The following is a 17,662-nucleotide window of genomic DNA, read 5'->3' on the forward strand; positions in this document are numbered from 1 at the left end:
ATCGTCCGTTCTTCATTCAAAATCTCCTCAGATATCTTGCCGAGAAAATTCTACTTTTGAACACCACTATTTTTAGGGGGGATTACCGAACCACCGACACGAGGATTTTCAATTTTCTTAGGTTCCCATTCAACCCTCACCAAAGGGCTTCAGTCTGACGCTAAAAGACTTTGGCTTCAATGCTCTGCAATCTTCAACCCATCGCAAGACGAACCAGATCCAGTCTTTCTAGCCCGCCGCTTTGAACACCCAGATGGCACCCCAAGCACACTCTGGTGGGCACAATTCCTGCCGCTCTACATATCCGACAACATAATATTTTTGCTTGTTTCATTCGTCCTCCACCAAATGACTGAAACATAACGCTTTCCTATCGGAGAGCTGTTTTTGTTATGTTGCCACCTGGCGAGGGGAGCGACCGTTTTTTGATTATCAAGGAAACGAAGTTGGTAGGGCAAAGGTACGGCAAATTTGTATTTTTGTATGTTGCTGAAGAGCAATTCAGCTGGGAAAATGATTCAGGCAGGATGACAAGAGGTTTCTGCAAAAAAGACCCTAAGATTTTCTTGAAGGTCAGAAATTAGCGGGTGATCAGGAATACTCGGCACTTCCTCAAGTGACTTAACAAGTGCCAGAAGAATTAGACGCATTCTGGCAATGTGGTCGCTGACTATAAGGGTATCGCTGGACGAACGCATCTGCTCCTCAGCAACTTGAATTCCCATCTCAACGTACTCTTCGCGCATTTCCCAAACCGCACTCAACATTGCATCATATGCCTGAGCGTTCATTCCAGCTGAACCATGTCGTGTAAGAGACTTTAGGACATAGTGAATGCGGCGAGTCTTTGAAACCACTTTAAGAATCACATCTTCAAATTCAGAGACTCCTGGATGAAAATATGTATACTCAAAACTCAACGTGTCGCGATCGTAATCTTCTTGAACCAACTTTATTCCATTCTTCTCCTCATATCTTTGCACTTCAGTGAGAAGTCGGGACTCTGTTTGCAATCGCAATTTATTAAAAATGAATGATACACTATGTTCAAGTTTGTGGTCTCTTAAAAATAATAGACTTTCGTGAATTTCTTTCAAAGAAACAAAGGGATCGAATAGAATCCACCCAACATCAACCTCAAAGCCAAATTTTATCAAAAAATGAGCGACCTCCGAGGCGATCCTAGGGTTATGAGATTTTCTAAATCTTTTGAGTTGATCCTCTGAACCTGACTCAATTCCTAAAAAGACCTTCCTTAGCCCTGAGGCTTTTAGGGAAACTAGGGCCATGGAGCGGGCTTCCAAAGAGTCTTCTGACATATCAGAAAAGCTCAACGACCCCGGCAAGGCGCTCACATCAAAAGAAAATGCGCTTTCTCCAAATTCTGAAATTATCGCCATCGAAAGCTCATGTACATCTGTCCAATCACTTTCACCCCTTCCAACGAAATCCTCATCGGCAAATGTGAACTCTCGAATACCAAGCGCAGCCAGTTTTTTAAGGTCCTCTAAGACTCGGCTGTGAGTGAACCGTCTATATTCCTTCTTGGTTCCCTTGATATCGAGTAAACCTCGCAGGCAGAAGCTGCATGCTGCCCAAGAGCATCCGCGAGAGTATTCTGCAAATATCTGTGGGGCATTTCCCAGGTAAGGGCGAATGTGTTCCCGGTGGGGAGACTTGGATAACGGTGCAACCGTCAGACGTCTGTCTGTGCGAACAATATCGCCATCTCTGAAAAAACAAATATTATCAAAACTGCTCCACTTGCTTCTGTCTTCTTTGTTTGAAAACAAGTCGACAATTGAGTTTTCGCCCTCCCCTACAACGACTACACCTTGTTGATCTATCTCAGTAAGAATATCTTTCCAACAGTAAGTCGCGGTAGCACCACCGTATAATCTTAGTGCATTGGGGTAGGATTCTAACAAGATCTGCCGAACATAAGCCAGTTTACTGAACGTCCCGTAACCGGTCGACACCCCCACCAGATGGTAATCTCCCTTTGAGGAAAAACTCGAAATTTTTTCATAGCTTTCACGTGCCTCTAGGCTCATATCCAGAATATCAATTGATGCCGGGTCAACTCCGGCATGGATAAGCTCGCCAGCGAGAACAGACAGTGCATGTGTTTCGCCGACTGCTGGATAGTGACGGCTGAAAAGGCCCAGCAGAAGTACGCGCGGTTTGACATTGTTGTGGTGTATCATTCGAGGCCCCAAAAATTGGTCGGATTAGGAAGCGCATGATTCATTTAGTCATAGTGGCTCTTGCACTTTGATTGATGTCAAAATTTCCTTAGTCGTCGCAGAAACAAGACCATTTCGTCCCGTAGTTGCTTCGGTTGCATGAGAAAGATCTCTTAATATTTTCCCTTCCCGCGAAGTAAGTTTCGATTCTGCACGGCTGAAGAGAAAAGAACGAACGGTTTCAATATCCCACAACCTAAGCCTTCGCGCACGCGTGTCTGTTTCGGAAAGACGCTTGAATGTTGCTTTGCGCGTTTTGTCCCACGTGATCCCCGTATCATCAGAAAATGCGAACAATCTGTGACCTACATCACCAAAATACTGCAGTTGGATACTACGATTGATCGCGGCCTTTGCTTCGTTTGATCGAATTTCCGAAATAAAATCTACTTCTAGCTCTTCGTTTGCAAATAATATCGCGCCCAATGCGGCAGATCTCCTGATCTGGAAATCGACATTGTCATCGTAAAATATTGCCTTAAGAACTTGGGGCTCAACCATGCTGTCAGTGCGGCCGAGAAAATACACGGATTGTTCGCTGACTAAGAAATTATTTGCGATGGACGCCTTTTCAAACACTCTCTCGAGCCTGCCAACCACGGAGACCCTAACCTTGGGATCAACCTGACTCAACCAAGCGCGTATGAAGACGTTTACTGCATTTGTTGTTTCGGTTTGCAACATCTCATAAGTAAGCTCGTCTGACTTAAGAAACCCCTGTATATAGGCACGGGCGGCCAGAAAATTTCCTAGTGAATCGTCCAAAAACCCTTCAATGACACCTGCTTCGCTTGGACCACGCTTCCGCACATCCAAAATGCTAAATGTTGCATTTTCAACCAGGATTGGAAAAACCTTTGAGCCGTTATCAAGGTCTGGAATTTTTAGCGAATGACCGAAACTCTTGAGAAGCGAAAGGGCGATGCTATCATGCGCCATTGAGACTTCAGACTTCATCACTTCTAACGCGGCACTCTCAATTTCAGTTTGTCTTGTCAGCTCGGTGTGCACCCAGGTTTCGTAGAAGAATGAAAACAGGTCGTAGATAGTAACGTGATCATCGCCAACGCGTTGGCTCCGGCTCCCAGATTTTAGAGCATAAATTGCAACTTGAATAAAAAACGGCCTGGTCATGACCGTTTGGTAATCCTGAATTTTCTTGGCCAATTCCATGAAACGAGCAGTCAGTGCCTGATCGCCGATGCGTACCGAAACGTTTCTGACATAATCCACTACGTCGGATTCATAAGACCATTCTTGAATTTCAAATATTTCAGATACTCGAGAATAAATTTTGGGATCCTCGATAATAATCCTCTCAAAAACATTGCGGCGACATGATATAATAAAGCTGCAGTTAGTAGAGGCGGTCTCGAAGAGACGCGCCAACAATGCTCGCTGACTTGCTGCATCGATTTCATCTAGTCCGTCAATAAGGAGGCAAACGGGACTTTCCGTAACCGTCTTTTGTAGGGTACTCACCCTTTCAAATATCGGCTCACAATTCCGGGCTGTTCCGAATATGGGTACTGCATGGCCAGTTTGGTCAACAAGGGAACGTGCCATGTCGATACCAATGGTCCTAAGAAATGTCGATTTCCCTCGCCCGTCGTCAGCGATAACCACATTCGCGCCCGATAATTGGAAATTGGCCCGGACGCTCGGATCAATTTCCAAGGTACTTTGTTTCTTAAGTGTTTTGATCTTGAAGTCGTTGAGTGCGTTGTCTCGCATCCAACCAAACGAACCCGCATCGTACAACGTTGGTGCAAAGGCAGGTAATGCCGATATTTCCGCTTCAGCTTCTGCGGAAAACTCTGTTTCCAAGATGCTATAAGCATACTTTTCCGTTCTGTCATGGAAATGATAGGTTTCAGCACCTACAATTTTTCGTTGAGCTATATCGAGTTCCCATCCCAAACCACTCAGTATTCTTTGAACATTATCGGCACCGACAAGCTCCAAACGCCCCTGCTCGCAACGTCTTAACGTAGATAACGAAACTCCAGCTCCATTCTTTTGTAAGTCGTGATGCAAGAGTTCTTGGGTGTATTTTCGAAGAAACTTTCCATTCTCTTGAACGCCCTTTTTCCGATGATTCTTAACCAATGTGGCAACGGTTTCACAGAATTCCAGATTAGTTTTTAAGGACTCCCAGTCACTCGATTTGTGCATTTTTACGACAGCTCGCCTTAATCCGCAGGGTAACGCTGCAAAGAAGCATTCATCTCAGACACCCAAATTTCAGAGGCCGCTTTACCAGCCTTATAAAGGCTGATGTCCTCTCGAATTCCCGGAACGTTAATTAGCTCAAGTGCCTCATCTGGGCCAACCCATCTAAATTCAGAGTGTTCAGCACTTAGAATTGGCTCATTGGTTTCCGTCTCGCAAACAAAAGTTATTCCAATTATCTCGTTGGCTGCACTGTTTGGCCCTCTATAAAAATGCCAAATACGAAGTGCACTTCCAACAACTAGGTTTTCAATCCCGATTTCTTCTTTTGCTTCACGATGCAAAGCGTCTACAATGCCTTCGTGTTCGTTTTTTCTGCCGAAGAGCAATTCCCACTTTTCTTGATTGAAATCTGAGTGAGTTGACGATCGCTTCAATACCAGTATTTTCCTGGTCTTGGCGTTAACAATCAGGCCGCCTACACCGAACATTACTCGTGCTATTTCTTCCATTTTCCACCTCATATTTTGGTTTTGTCATGGTCGCACAACTTCTCTTTCACTTCAACGCTGTCGCGTGTAAACCAGACGTGCCTCCCACTATCTCGCTGGTCAATGAGGGCCTCATAGTATGTTGCCAGTGGTGACGCTTACTTGGCTACCTTACCATTTTGAAAATGTTGACGATAATGAGGCAAGCGATGCAGTAGTGGAATGGGTTAAGATTTGAAATGCCATAGTTGACAATAACATAGCTCAGCTCGCCGATTGCAAGTGCAATGTGCAGTTTGTGAAACATAGTCGACCTCCTTGGTTTATGGTCGACTCTCAAATATCTCCAATGCTATGTTCACTGTTGACCAGTGATTGACCTGAAAGTGCGCAGCGGTTTTTCGTTCGCGCTGGTTACTTTTGGCCAAGAAGACCTTTCATGAGCATCTGGTTGGATCTCAGCCCAGAAGTGTAAACGTTGTCATCCAAACCAAGTGATACGCGTGTCTATGCTCAAATCTAGCACAGGCCCAGAACAGCTCGTTTTGGTTTCTATGTTATCAATAGCTTAACCCACCATGACGCGCATTGAAAACCCACTCCTCTATGGTCTTGTGGCGTTTTTTCTGATTAACTCGCGGCTCATGTTGCTCCATGCGGCAACAGGCTCATTCACGCCTTTGCGGAGTATTCCAGATCATACCCTGACACGCGGATTCTGGGTGTCTTACGATGTCTGCATGAAACAGATGCTGACAACCAAATCTCTCGATGCGATGCCACCGGCGACCACAAAACGGTACGAGGTGCGCGACCAGAAAGTAAACGGCCTGCATGTTCGCGTGTCGACCACAGGTGCCAAAGTGTTCTACACGATGGTGCGCCCGAACGGATCACGCAAGCGTATCAAAATCGGCCCTTACCCTGTGGTCTCCCTCGCCGACGCTAGACGCCGCGCCATGGAAATCGCCCGTGACGTCGAGTTGGGCGAGTTTGATAAGGCCCCTGAGGCTTCAGAGGCATCCACGTCGACGCTGGGTGAGACAATCCCCAAGTTCATTGAGCTTCATGCAAAGCCTAACACCAAGGATTGGAAACGCACCGAAAGCGTTCTGCGCAAGTTCGACGGATTGAAAGATCGGCCCATCGACCAGATCAAACGGCAGGATGTTAGCAAAGTGCTAGACGGCATTATCGCCAACGGGACGCCAACACGCGCAAACCGGGCGCTCTCAGCGATCAAAAAGCTCATGAACTGGTGTGTTATGCGTGGCGACATCGAAACATCGCCTGTGGCTCTCCTCAGGCCGCCTACGCGCGAAATTCCGCGTGATCGTGTACTTAGTGATGATGAAATTCGAACGATCTGGCATCAGAGCGATGTCGAGGGCTATCCCTTTGGCCCATTTCTCAAGCTGCTGATGATGACGGGGCAGCGACGGGCAGAAGTGTCTGACATGCGCTGGTCTGAACTCATTCTTGATGAGGGAGTTTGGGAGCTTCCAGCGAGCCGTGTGAAAAACGCGCGCCTGCATATCGTGCCTCTGCCTCCACAGGCCGTGGACATACTGCGATCCCTGCACAGGTTCTTCGACAGCGACTTCGTGTTCACGACGACTGGGCGCTCAGCGATATCTGGGTTCGGACGCCTCAAGGAACGTATCGAGGCGACGCTGCCAGAGAACACACCCGATTGGCGTTTCCATGACTTCAGACGCACGGCCTCGACGGGAATGGCAAAGATCGGCGTGGCACCTCATGTGATCGATGCTGTGACCAACCACAAATCAGGAGTCGTCTCAGGCGTCGGTGCAACCTACAATCGCTATACGTACTTGAACGAAAAACGCGATGCGCTGGAGCAATGGGCTAACCATGTCGAAAAAATCACTGCATCCTCATCTTCCTAGGGTTGAACAAAAGCAACGTTCTCGGGATCGGCTTATCAATTTATTGCTGACTGCAATTATCAGGGCTAATCCACACCACGACCCGACAGTAAAAGATGAAACGCGCCTTGCACGAGCCCGAGAGGCGTTGCTCGGAGAACCAAACTCACGTGGAAGAAAATCCATAAAAGATGACCTGCAGCTATTTCCTGTCTATCAAGCTGCATTTCGGGCTGAGCACGACATCATGAAACGCGTACTTCTCGCTGTCCAAGATTATGAAATCCAAGAAGAATGGAAGGAACAGCTTGAAGAGGGATACGCTTCTGAGACTGGAATAGCGAAGAAATTTGCACCTAAATTCTCCCGAGAAATGACCGAACAAAAAAGCATAGAAGATTGGTTGCGAAAGATCATTGGGGGATTGTCCTTCACTTCAACTGACATGGCTGACCTCGAAGGTTTAGTTTCTGGAGACTCTCCAAAAGCTGAACGCTTGCAACGTATTCTCGCCGATTTAGAAGCCATTGGAATTCCTTCAAAATCACTGTTCAGGACCGAAATGGACGATTTAAATCCCGATACGGACTGACATTTTCAGTATAGATGAGAGGCCTCTTTCGCAACTTTAGGAGGCCAAAATGGCACAGGAACCCACTCCCAACGATAAGAACGCAGCCAGCGCTCAAGCAAAGATTCTGCTCACCCGCACGGACCTACAATGCATGGGCATCAAGCTCTCAAATAGCAGTTTACTTCGTGCCGAAGCGCGTGGTGCATTCCCTCGCAGATTAAGAATTTCGGCAGCAACTGTTTGTTGGGATCGAGCAGAAGTAAACGCGTGGCTCCAAGCTAGAAAATCCGAGCGTGCGACTTGGCAGTATGCGGACCCAAGCTGATGAAACCCATAATTCTTCGGCCCGGATATACTTATGAAAACCTTGTTTGCATGGGCGTTTACTATGAATACCATGAGTTAATTGAGCTTGGAGAACTTGGCCTCTTCCCCAAACAACCAGTCCCTTTGCTTTGGGACGCTGATGAAATCGTAGACTGGTTGGCACTCTATCGCTGGCGCTTGCCGCCCAAACCTCGAGAGCACTGAAGTTTGGGCAGGGGCGTTAAGCGCCCCGTCACCGTCATTAGACATTTTGAAAGGACACAACATGCGAAATCGCGTGAGTAAACCAGTACGTCCAAATGAACGGCATACAGATGCCTTCACGGACTACAATGACGACAAAAACATCCGCCGCAGTATGGTGGGTTTCCTTTGCTGCATCTGGGATGACGCACCCAAAGACAGTTTCTTGTTTCTGGCCACGACCAGCCCAGATGGCAGTAAATGGCGTGAACATGTTGTGCGCACTAGCAAGGTGAAGGCTGACGTGAACAGGTTTTTGCGCAAGTATTCGCGTTGGGATCACAACTTGTACTTTGGCGTGAACCCATTTTCGCAGGATCGACGCTTGAAAGAACATGCGCTGCCTTCATCGCTAGGTTGGTGCGATATGGATGACAGCGATCCAGACGCATATCTACCACAGCCCAATCTTCTATGGGAAACGTCGCCTGATAGATTTCAAGCGTTGTGGTTATGGGACTCCAAGTATGAAGTCGAAGACGCCGAGCGGTTTTCCCGTTCACTGGCTGACAATCATGGCGGCGACTCGGGTTGGACCGTCACCAAAATGTTGCGCATTCCCGGTTCAATCAATCACAAGCCGCACTACGAGGAACCCTTCGTCAGGATGGTGTCGCAAGACTGGAAAAGAACAGCCAAGCGTCCAAAGCTCGTTTCAGAAAAGCGGCGATTACATGATATGGCAACGCTGTCGCTGGACATGAACCCGAACGCCCACAAGCGCTTAGATGTTTGGCGCAAGTATCGTTCGAAACTGAGCGTTTCGGCGCGGACAGTGATCCGTCATAGTCGTGTGCTGGCACCAGATCGGTCAAAGTGGATATTCGTCATGGTCACTGAACTTTGCGAGACCGGTGCGACGCTAGACGAGATCGCCAGCGTAATTTGGGATAGCCCATATTTTCTCGACAAATATGGTCAGAACCGAAAGGCGCTGGAACGGCAGATATCTAACATCATCAATAAGACTGGAGGCTGACATGGATGATAAACCAACATTTGTAACCCTGTCATCCGTGAAGGCACGGAAGGTCCAGTGGCTCTGGGAGCCATATATTCCCTTCGGGATGATCACGATTTTGGAGGGCGACCCCGGCTTGGGGAAATCCTTCTTGTCCATGTTCTTGGCGTCCGAGATTTCGCGCGGTGGTCATCTACCGGACGGGGGCGACCTCGACCAAGGCAATGTTCTATACATCAGCGCCGAAGATGATCCGTCGTACACGACACGCCCGCGCATTGACGCGATGGGGGGCGATCCTGAGAGAATCCGAGTCCTCAATGGCCGACTTGCCTTTGATGACGAGGGCTTGAAGGTGCTACGGGCCGAATTGGATGAGTATGAACCGGACCTGATCATAATTGACCCGTGGGTTTCGTTCATCCCGCCTGATACCCGTGTAAAGGACTCCAATTCGATCCGAGCGTTGATCGACAAAGTGGAAAGCGTTGCTAAAGACTATGGCTGTGCGGTTGTTTTGATCCGACACCTGACGAAGATGAAGCAGGATAATGCCCTCTATCAAGGCGGTGGGACCGTGGACATGATTGCAGCAGCGCGTTCAGCGATCCGCATCGGCCAGCATCCCGACAATCCAGACCACAGGGTTATGGCTCACCTGAAACACAACGTCGGCCCCAAAGGTCCAAGCTGGGTTTACATGATGCAAATCCCAACCAAGGAAGGAGGCGTGCCGCGTTTGGAATTTATTGGAGAAGAAGAAATCTCGGTCAATGAACTGAATGCCGCAGTCGGAAATACGAACGCGCGGCCAAAAGATGCTGCCGAGGAATTCCTAAAACGCGAACTGCGCGATGGCCCACGTAAAGCTCAAGAAATGCTGGTACTGGCTAAACAAGTAGGCATCAGTGAACGCACACTAGCAAGGGCGCGAACTCGGTTGAAGGTCAAAGCAGAACAGAAGCGTGGGCACTGGGTTTGGTCACGACCACCGACATGACCCAGATTGCCACAATGCCACTTTGCCATATATCATGTTGGCGTTCTGGCGCATTTCTCAGGATGCCACGGTTCAATATGACATTGTGGCGTTGTGGCATTCTGACATTGCTGGCAGCGGCGCAAAATCGGCTCAGGACCCAAAAACTTGGAAGTCAGTATTACCGCTTGCCTGCCGATTGGGCGCAACGTGTTAAAAAAACACCTCCCCCCATCCCCCTGTGGTCGCCCGGTGTATGTCCTGACCATATCGTCCGAGACCGACACGCGGACTATTGATCAGGCTGTTGGAGGCAAGGCGGACCCAAATATCTGAGTCTTTTCAATTGGTCCGCATTCAGCGCTGTCTGCATTCGCCGATTTGGGTGACGTGTGGGTGGGTTTACTCATCGGCTAGAGTGTCCATTGTGCCGTTTTCTCATCGGTCCGTTCATATGGATGGGCCAAGCGGCGTTGGCTCTTATTGACGTTAGATCACCATCAAGGTTTTGGGTGCCGCTTGGGTGAACGGATGTCGCCTTGTTGCGCGCTTGCGGCATCAGTTTTGCTCCCAACCTTTGCGATAGAAGTGGCGCATTACGATGGCGCGGTTGTACAGGGGAAAGCCGATCCACAGGCCGTTGGCCGTAATCAGCGACAAGATGGCCCACAACCACATCCCCTTGAACAAATAATACAGCGGCCCGAATAGCAGACACCACAATCGGTGCCAGTTTCCGAGTATGACTTTCTCCTGCCCATTGAATTTCCATGTTGCCCGAATGACCATTGTGGTCTCCTTTGCTGGTTGCGGTTGCAACAGCGCAATAAGATCGTGCAGTTGTGGGCGTCAGGGTAATTCCTAGATCAATGAGCGTCTGCGCAGCCCACAGGGGCCAGCACTGGCGTCAACGGCGCTTTCGTCGCAACACGTCGTTCGTGACGGCCACATGGCCTTCTGGCTCAATGTAACGCGGCCACGCGCGCTTAACGCCCTATGCTCTAGGGATTTGTTGTGGGTTTGTCCCTGACATGCTTGCAGCCATCGTCTTATCGATCTGCATCAGAAACCTAGGAGAGCAACATGTCCGACATCATCACGCTGAAATCCCTGTGCGAAGAACTCAAGATCGACCCACGCGAGGCCCGCGAGAAGCTACGCGCCGCTATCGGTGACGCAAAGGTGAACCCAGAACTTGCTATGGCCCGCAAGCCACGCACACCATGGCAATGGGTAAAAGGTTCGAGCGCTGAGAAGGAAGCTAGGCGTGCCTTGTCCAATTAGGCAATTACATCAAGTGTAAGGTGTGAACGCTGTGTAGCTTTTTCCTTTTGCACACGCAGTCCTTGCTCCAATCCGGTGCAAATCGTAGACTCAACTTATGGATGAAAAGGCGCCGCAAATACGCCGTGGGAAATGGTCCCAATCTGGGGTGCCCCACAAGGGGTGGTTGTGCATTTCTACACGCGACCTTCGCGAAGAAGAAGAAGAATACGTGACTTGTGAGATGTGTGAGGCACAGACCATTCGTTTTGTTCATACGATGAGGCACCCAGACTACCATAAAGAATTAGACTGTGGGTGCGACTGTGCCGGTTACATGGAAGGAAACAAGAAGCGGGCACAAGAGCGCGACTCCAGTATGAAAAGAAGGGCCGCACGGCGGCAGAAATTCCCAGATCGAAAGGGCTGGAAAGTTTCAGCCAAAGGCAATCCCCATATCAAAGTGGAAGGGTATCACTGCATTGTCTCAAATCGCAGGTCCGGTTTTACAGTCGGGATCACCGCTCCTTGGTCAGCCGACCCGACTTGGGGCAAGAAAACATACAAGACGCTACGAGAAGCCAAAGAAGGCTGTTTTGATGCTATTGAGTACATGAAACAGTCCAGTCGATAACGGCAGCGCAGCATTACTCGTCCACTAGTGCGCGAGCCTTCTTCGGGCGAACGAGCACAACAAAACTTCGGGCGCGTGAAATACCTACGCGAAGCAGTCTCCTAGAAGCCGCATAAGCTGGTGCTTCATGTGCCATAAAGAAGGGACTAGAATGCAACCCTTCGACTAGCACGACACCATCAAATTCTTTTCCTTTCGACTTGTGAATGGTCATGAGCGTGACGCCTTCTGGATCACGATCCATTCCCATCAAGCGCTCTTGATCCAACACAACTTTCAAAACACGTGCAGCGCCAACATAGTTTGCTTGAGACACCCAAAGATTTGACAACGAAGAAGATAGCGCGTCGGATGCGCGATACAATCGAACCATTCTAGCATCTTGGAAAATGCCCCTTAGGTCAGCGTGTGAGCTAAACGCCGCCCGAACGAGTTTCCAATCTGCCACCGGGTCACCAATCAGGGTAGCTGCATCAAACAGCGCTTGCTCAAGAGTTTTCGGTGAGCCAGCGCGCAGAGCTTTTCCTTCATCCGAGCAAGCTATCGCACGCTCAAAACGACTGACACGATCACCTGCTGTTGAAGCGCCCCGCCCTCCATAGCGTTCGCAAAAGTCTTTCTTAACGAGAAAGTAGGCCCTAATTTTGAAGTGCATCATGCGACGAGTCGCTTGGTTCGGCTCCGATTTGAATTCAAGCGCCGATGCAATTGCCTCTCCCGCTGTCGCAGATAGGACCTGATCCCACACGATATCATGTGGAATAGGTTTCCATTCTCGACCCTTGAAATTGTGGGAAACTTGGAGTGAGTCAGAAATTTCCGCTATTAATTCGTTGCCACGGGCGAGAACCGCTACAGTCGGTTGTTCTTTGCCTCGCTTTCGAAGTTCTCCCAACGTCGCAGCAACTGCGAAGTGGACCGATGATCTGAAATTTTCGCCAGCATAAGAATATAAGAGTCTTTTAACGTCGCTTGTTTTTGGAAGCGGACCGTTCCCGGACAAGACTGCATTGGCATATGCAAGGATCTCGCTGTCTGCGCTACGATAATTATCATCGATTAAATCGACCTCTTTAATTGCGACATCGGACTTGAGAATGTCGAGGCGATCAGCCCTTACGCCGGGTCGGAAAGAACCTTCAAAAATGCGTTGTTCAGTGTCAGCCAAGAAAAGGGTCTGCGTAACATCGCAAAGCTGGCGCACAAATCCCCACTGTTCGTCGTCTGAATCTTGAAACTCGTCTAGAATAACGAGGGGAAAGAGGCGCCCCATCCAGTCGCGAAGATGATTACTACGCTCAAACAGGTCCTTCACGGCCGAAGCAAACAAATCGAAACACACGCGGCCGTCTTGTTCGAGGAGGCGATGACTTTCATCGGTCCAGTTCCCATCGAATTGCGTACGTAATGCCCCTTCGTCTGAAGGAGACATCATCAGCAATCGCTTGCCTCCTAGCAATCCGCCGTGACTGTGAAGGACATCCCAACAAAATGAGTGATACGTTCGGACGTCGATGCACTTCATTTCTTCTTTTGAAAGAATTTCCCTACAGCGCCGCAGAATCTGTTGGACAGCCGCCCTTGAGAAACTGAGAAACAGGATACCTTGTCCAGGCGTTAGTTCTGGGATCAATGCCTTGCATTTCAAAAGGGCGAGTGTCGTTTTGCCGGACCCCGGCCCACCGACCACCAAGGCGTGCTCCCGAGCATCAATAACGGATTGGCGCTTTTCGCAAATCTCGAACGCCATAGCTATAGAATATCGTCTAGGTCGATGTCAGCCAATGGGTCGTCATCTCCTTCGCCATCGCCTTCCTCTATGTCGTCACTCTCTGGTTCAGTATCCAGACTGGGCAGGGCCATTGTTGCCCCGACCTGATCCAAAAACTCCTTTATCGTAACTGGCAATTCGTCGAGCGCTTGGCATTGCTCAATCGCCAGCGCGGCAAACCCAGACCCCTTTTTGTGAAACAAAACCTTCCTAGCTAGTTCTGAGACCTCCGCTTCACTAGGTTCATTGCTGAGGTAGCCCTTGTCGGTTGGATACTCAGCATGAGAAGCCGCTGCTTCAAGGAACCTTTTCAAAACATGGTTCGGCAGTTCTGCAACCAACAATTCTTCCGAACCGGAATAGTCGCTCTCAAAATTTATTTGATATGTTCCCAAGGCCTCTTGCTGACTTTCAGTCCATGCCTTCTTCGGTTTGTCATGAAATGCGAAGCTCACTTTGTTCAGCGTCTCAAAAAACGGACCCCACTTAGGGACACTCGATTGGCTAGTAGCATCAAAAACGCTCACACCTATTAAATCTAAGGGAACGTACTTTCCCGTCGTATCCACAGCCTCGTACACGTAGCTGGCCGCGAGCAACATCTTCGCTTCGGTATCCCCCTCTGCGACCACTACCCCTCGCGCCAAGACAGCTTCTGCTAGCTGCCTGCGGTTCATTCTCAGCGCGCTAGCCTTCACTTTGTCGACGTCTATGCGGTCGGATGAAAGTTCACCATCTTTCCGAGTAATTGATGTCACTGCCTTTAAATCAAACTCTTCAATCACGTATGGCGAGTGGGAAGTTATGATGGCCTGTCCCATGTTACGGAGAAGGTATTTGGCAATTCTGCGTTGAGCGTGAGGGGGAAGAGCGATCTCTGGTTCTTCCATGGCAAAAATGATCGCGTTGCTACCGCGTAGATCAGCAATGTGAGTCAGAAGCGCAAAAACGAGCGCATTCACTGAACCTGTTCCGAGTCTGTCAAACGGAACTGGATGATTGCTTTCGGAGGATTTCAGAAAGAGTTGGACAACCTCGCGCAGATTATCCCGTGTAAGATCAGAAGCAAAGAAACCGGTGGCATCATCGTCGTGTGACAACCCGACGAAACGACCCATCCTATCCCGAACCTGATCCTGAATGCTCTCCAATTGAGGGATGTCACCGATTGCTGGGTCTAGCGAGCTTAATTGCTTCAAGGTGCTTTCCCACATGGACTCTTTCCCTGTGTCACCTAAGCGAAGAATTGTATCCAGTAGAGAGCCACGCTGGAGGCTAAGTGCACGCCGCCCAGTACGAAGAGTTCGCAGATATATGAAACCACACCGCAGTTTCCACTCCCGATTGAAGAATGTCAGTCCAGTTTGGGGTTTGCCGAAATTCTCGTCGTCCTCAGCAACTTCCTCGACAGGGTGAGAAAAGTAGGTAGCCCCAACGAAATCATCTTCCTGTCTGTCGTAATAACCCACGAACTTTAGAGGAAGTGCGCGACAGACATCATCAACGTCAGTGTCCTCTGGGACCGCGCCGTCAACGTCTAGAAAGCCACCCTTAGTGTCGCTCCAAGGTCGTGTCTTGGAAAATAGCTTCTTTTCCATTTCGTCTGGCAAATTCAGCAACACAACATCGATCAAGATTGGTTGTGGATTTCCTTCATCATCCAAATATCGCCCAGCATGAAAGTCATGCTCGTTTACAATCGGCCTGCGGTATCCACGCTCAGGGCCAAGGACGAGTTCTAACGCCTCACATATCGTAGACTTACCCGCATTATTGCCGCCGACTAAAAGCGTATCTCCGTGAAATTCGACCGTTCCCTTCTTAACCCCGCGAAAGTTGGTAATTTCCAACCGTCGAACAACAAGTGGCTTGATCGGTTCTTCTTGCTCGGGGGGGGCAGCATCCGTCATTAAAATATTCCCAAAATACAATTGCCTGAACAATTGCAGCGTAGGCCACGCCATCGCCGCAACGCAAGGTTGAATGAGGTGCGTGCTGTACAGTGTCCACTAGGTTGGGCGACCTAATCGCTAGCAAACTAGCAATCATGTCCTTAAACCAGTGCTAAACACAGCCTAACTGGCATTGGACACCCATACGGAACCCAATCAACAGACGTGCTTTGTCCGCAGAACGCTGAAAGCAAAAAGTATTAAATATTTCCAGTAAGTTAAATGGTGCCCGGGGGCGGAATCGAACCACCGACACGAGGATTTTCAATCCGGCGCTATTCAAGGCAACGCAAGCACTTACGGGATCACGGCACGTCAAACCCCTGACGGCGGATCAAATACTTACGCGGAAAATGTCAAACCGGCACGGGCCGATCTGACAAACGAAAACCCCGGCGCGACGGCAATCGCAACCGGGGCTAAAGACGTTGTGGAAGGCGTCTGTTCGTTGCCCGAGTATACCGCACTTTTCCCGATCTTGGCAATGCATTGGGGGGCGCTGGTATGAGCAAGAAAACATCGTTTTCCGCGCTCATGCACCGGCCCCACCTCAAGGTGGTGCGGATGCTGGGCTATGTCCTGACCTTGGGGACGCAAGATGCATGGTGGGGCCTTGTCCCCGTGCTCATGGCCCGATTGACTGTCGAGGAACGCGCGGCACTGGCCTTCATGGGCCTCAAGGCTCTGGACCGCGATGACGCCATGATGACGGCTGAGGCGGCGCTTTGTGCGGGCGCTGGACAACCTCAAGCCCCGCTCTTTGGCTTCATGGATCAGGCGGCGTTCTGGGCCGATATGGCTGACCCGGAGGAACTGGAAGCCTATTGCCTTGCGAGCTTCAACGCCATGCCGCGCGGTCGGCAGGCGGCTTTCCTTGACCATGTGCAGCGGAGGCAAGCGGCGTGATGCGTGATTTTTCTGACATGGCGATGCAGCTTGACGCGCACCGGGCCGAGTTTCCCCGTGATCGGGGGGACCGCTTGCCAACCGAATTTGTCTGGCGTGACCCGTCCAGCATTCCCCCGCGCCCTTGGGTCTATGGGCGTCACCTGATCCGCAAGCAAGTATCGGTGACGGTTGCCCCCGGCGGCGTCGGCAAATCCTCTCTGACTATCTGTGAGGCGCTGGCGATGGCATCCGGGCGGGAACTGCTGGGCGACTGGACCGCCAAGGGCCTCAAGCTCTGGCTATACAACCTGGAAGACCCGCGCGACGAAATGGATCGTCGCATCATCGCGGCGATGCAGCACCACCACGTCAGCCCCGAGGAAATCGCGGGGCGGCTCTATGTGGACACGGGCCGGGAACGCGCCCTGAGCACGGCCATTCAAACCCGTGAAGGCGTCCAGATCATCAAGCCGGAACTGGACGCGCTGGCCAATGAGATCGAGGCGCGTGAAATCGACGTGCTGGTGATCGACCCTTTCGTGTCATCGCATCAAGCGTCCGAAAACGACAACGGCGCAATCGACCTGGTGGCGAAGGAATGGGCGCGTCTGGCGGATCGGTGCAACTGCGCAATCGAACTGGTCCACCACACTCGCAAGACAAATGGCGAGGAAGCGACGACCGAAAGCGGGCGCGGCGCATCTGCCCTGCTGGCGGCGGCGCGTTCCGGTCGAGTGCTTAACAAGATGAGCGACGATCTGAAAGCTGAGGCTGGGGTGCAGGATGACCCCGCCACCTACTTTGCCATAACCCGCGACAAGGCAAACCTAGCCCCCGTGGGGGAACGTGTCTGGCGGCGAATGGCATCGGTGCATCTGGCCAACGGCGATAGCGTGGGCGTGGCCGAGGTCTGGGAATGGCCCGACACTTTCGACGGCGTATCGGTCGATGATCTTTTGGCGGTGCAACGCGCTCTGGACGGCAAAGACACGCTGTCTTGTCGCTATTCCGATCAGGCGGGTGACGATTGGGCAGGCGTGACCGTGGCTGAGACGCTGGGGCTGGACGCCACGGCGGACCGAAAGCGCATCAAGAAAATGATCGAGGCGTGGTTGAAATCCGGGGCTTTGAACAAGGTCAAGATACCGGACGCAAAGCGCATGGAACGCCCGTGTTTGGAGGTAGGCGAATGGGCAAACCAATGAGCGCCACACCTACCCCTGAAAGCATGGTGTGGCAGGGTGGGGCAAACACCCTTGAAAACAGGTGCCA

14 protein-coding genes are annotated in these 17,662 nt (G+C 50.5%); 8 read left to right on the top strand and 6 right to left on the bottom strand.

Translation table 11 applies throughout. The features are described 5' to 3' along the window. Positions 1-518: 518 nt before the first annotated feature. Genes FOY56_RS19665 through FOY56_RS19675 form a run of 3 tightly spaced genes read right to left on the bottom strand, consistent with a single transcriptional unit; the run spans position 519 to position 4,930 of the window. A complete protein-coding gene (locus FOY56_RS19665) occupies positions 519-2,207 on the bottom strand; it encodes a B12-binding domain-containing radical SAM protein (protein ID WP_146347864.1) in 1,689 nt (562 codons plus the stop codon). Positions 2,208-2,255: 48 nt separating this feature from the next. Next, on the bottom strand, positions 2,256-4,421 hold the full coding sequence (locus FOY56_RS19670; RefSeq protein WP_146347865.1) for an NACHT domain-containing protein: 2,166 nt from the start codon (positions 4,419-4,421) through the stop codon (positions 2,256-2,258). Positions 4,422-4,438: 17 nt separating this feature from the next. Next, positions 4,439-4,930 carry an NUDIX domain-containing protein gene (locus tag FOY56_RS19675; protein ID WP_186766402.1) on the bottom strand — a complete coding sequence of 164 codons (492 nt, stop codon included), beginning with the start codon at positions 4,928-4,930 and terminating at the stop codon, positions 4,439-4,441. Positions 4,931-5,487: 557 nt separating this feature from the next. On the opposite strand from FOY56_RS19675, the gene FOY56_RS19680 reads away from it, so the two are divergent. The 5 genes from FOY56_RS19680 to FOY56_RS19700 all read left to right on the top strand — a co-directional run bounded on the left by FOY56_RS19680 (position 5,488) and on the right by FOY56_RS19700 (position 9,903). Further along, positions 5,488-6,819: a tyrosine-type recombinase/integrase gene (locus tag FOY56_RS19680; RefSeq protein WP_246139545.1), complete on the top strand. Its 1,332-nt coding sequence runs from the start codon at positions 5,488-5,490 to the stop codon at positions 6,817-6,819. After that, positions 6,785-7,390 carry a hypothetical protein gene (locus tag FOY56_RS19685; protein ID WP_146347867.1) on the top strand — a complete coding sequence of 202 codons (606 nt, stop codon included), beginning with the start codon at positions 6,785-6,787 and terminating at the stop codon, positions 7,388-7,390. Before FOY56_RS19680 ends, FOY56_RS19685 begins: the two co-directional genes overlap by 35 nt. Before the next feature lie 133 nt (positions 7,391-7,523). Continuing rightward, positions 7,524-7,697 (top strand): helix-turn-helix transcriptional regulator, encoded by a 174-nt coding sequence (locus FOY56_RS19690; protein WP_246139547.1) that lies wholly within the window; start codon positions 7,524-7,526, stop codon positions 7,695-7,697. Positions 7,698-7,964: 267 nt separating this feature from the next. Continuing rightward, positions 7,965-8,921: a DNA-primase RepB domain-containing protein gene (locus FOY56_RS19695; protein WP_146347869.1), complete on the top strand. Its 957-nt coding sequence runs from the start codon at positions 7,965-7,967 to the stop codon at positions 8,919-8,921. Position 8,922: 1 nt separating this feature from the next. Further along, entirely contained in the window at positions 8,923-9,903 is a 981-nt protein-coding gene (locus tag FOY56_RS19700) for an AAA family ATPase (protein ID WP_186766403.1), read from the top strand. A 537-nt stretch (positions 9,904-10,440) separates the two neighbouring features. On the opposite strand, the gene FOY56_RS19705 is transcribed toward FOY56_RS19700, so the two are convergent. Next, entirely contained in the window at positions 10,441-10,671 is a 231-nt protein-coding gene (locus FOY56_RS19705) for a hypothetical protein (protein WP_142854522.1), read from the bottom strand. Positions 10,672-10,965: 294 nt separating this feature from the next. On the opposite strand from FOY56_RS19705, the gene FOY56_RS19710 reads away from it, so the two are divergent. Continuing rightward, positions 10,966-11,166 (top strand): hypothetical protein, encoded by a 201-nt coding sequence (locus tag FOY56_RS19710; RefSeq protein ID WP_146347871.1) that lies wholly within the window; start codon positions 10,966-10,968, stop codon positions 11,164-11,166. Between the two features lie 626 nt (positions 11,167-11,792). Here FOY56_RS19710 and FOY56_RS19715 read toward each other — a convergent pair. Together FOY56_RS19715 and FOY56_RS19720 are read right to left on the bottom strand one after the other, a co-directional pair. Further along, on the bottom strand, positions 11,793-13,529 hold the full coding sequence (locus tag FOY56_RS19715; protein WP_146347872.1) for a UvrD-helicase domain-containing protein: 1,737 nt from the start codon (positions 13,527-13,529) through the stop codon (positions 11,793-11,795). Between the two features lie 2 nt (positions 13,530-13,531). Beyond that, positions 13,532-15,460, bottom strand: coding sequence for an ATP-dependent nuclease (locus FOY56_RS19720; protein ID WP_146347873.1), 1,929 nt, complete (start codon positions 15,458-15,460; stop codon positions 13,532-13,534). 546 nt (positions 15,461-16,006) lie between these two features. Here FOY56_RS19720 and FOY56_RS19725 point away from each other — a divergent pair. Both FOY56_RS19725 and FOY56_RS19730 read left to right on the top strand, forming a co-directional pair. Next, the gene (locus FOY56_RS19725) at positions 16,007-16,408 is read left to right on the top strand and encodes a hypothetical protein (protein WP_146347874.1); all 402 of its coding nucleotides are present in this window, start codon (positions 16,007-16,009) and stop codon (positions 16,406-16,408) included. After that, positions 16,408-17,595 carry an AAA family ATPase gene (locus tag FOY56_RS19730; RefSeq protein ID WP_146347875.1) on the top strand — a complete coding sequence of 396 codons (1,188 nt, stop codon included), beginning with the start codon at positions 16,408-16,410 and terminating at the stop codon, positions 17,593-17,595. The genes FOY56_RS19725 and FOY56_RS19730 overlap by 1 nt, the downstream gene beginning before the upstream one ends. Positions 17,596-17,662 lie beyond the last annotated feature (67 nt).

The organism is Falsiphaeobacter marinintestinus (genome assembly GCF_007923355.1).
Taxonomy (GTDB): domain Bacteria; phylum Pseudomonadota; class Alphaproteobacteria; order Rhodobacterales; family Rhodobacteraceae; genus Phaeobacter_A; species Phaeobacter_A marinintestinus.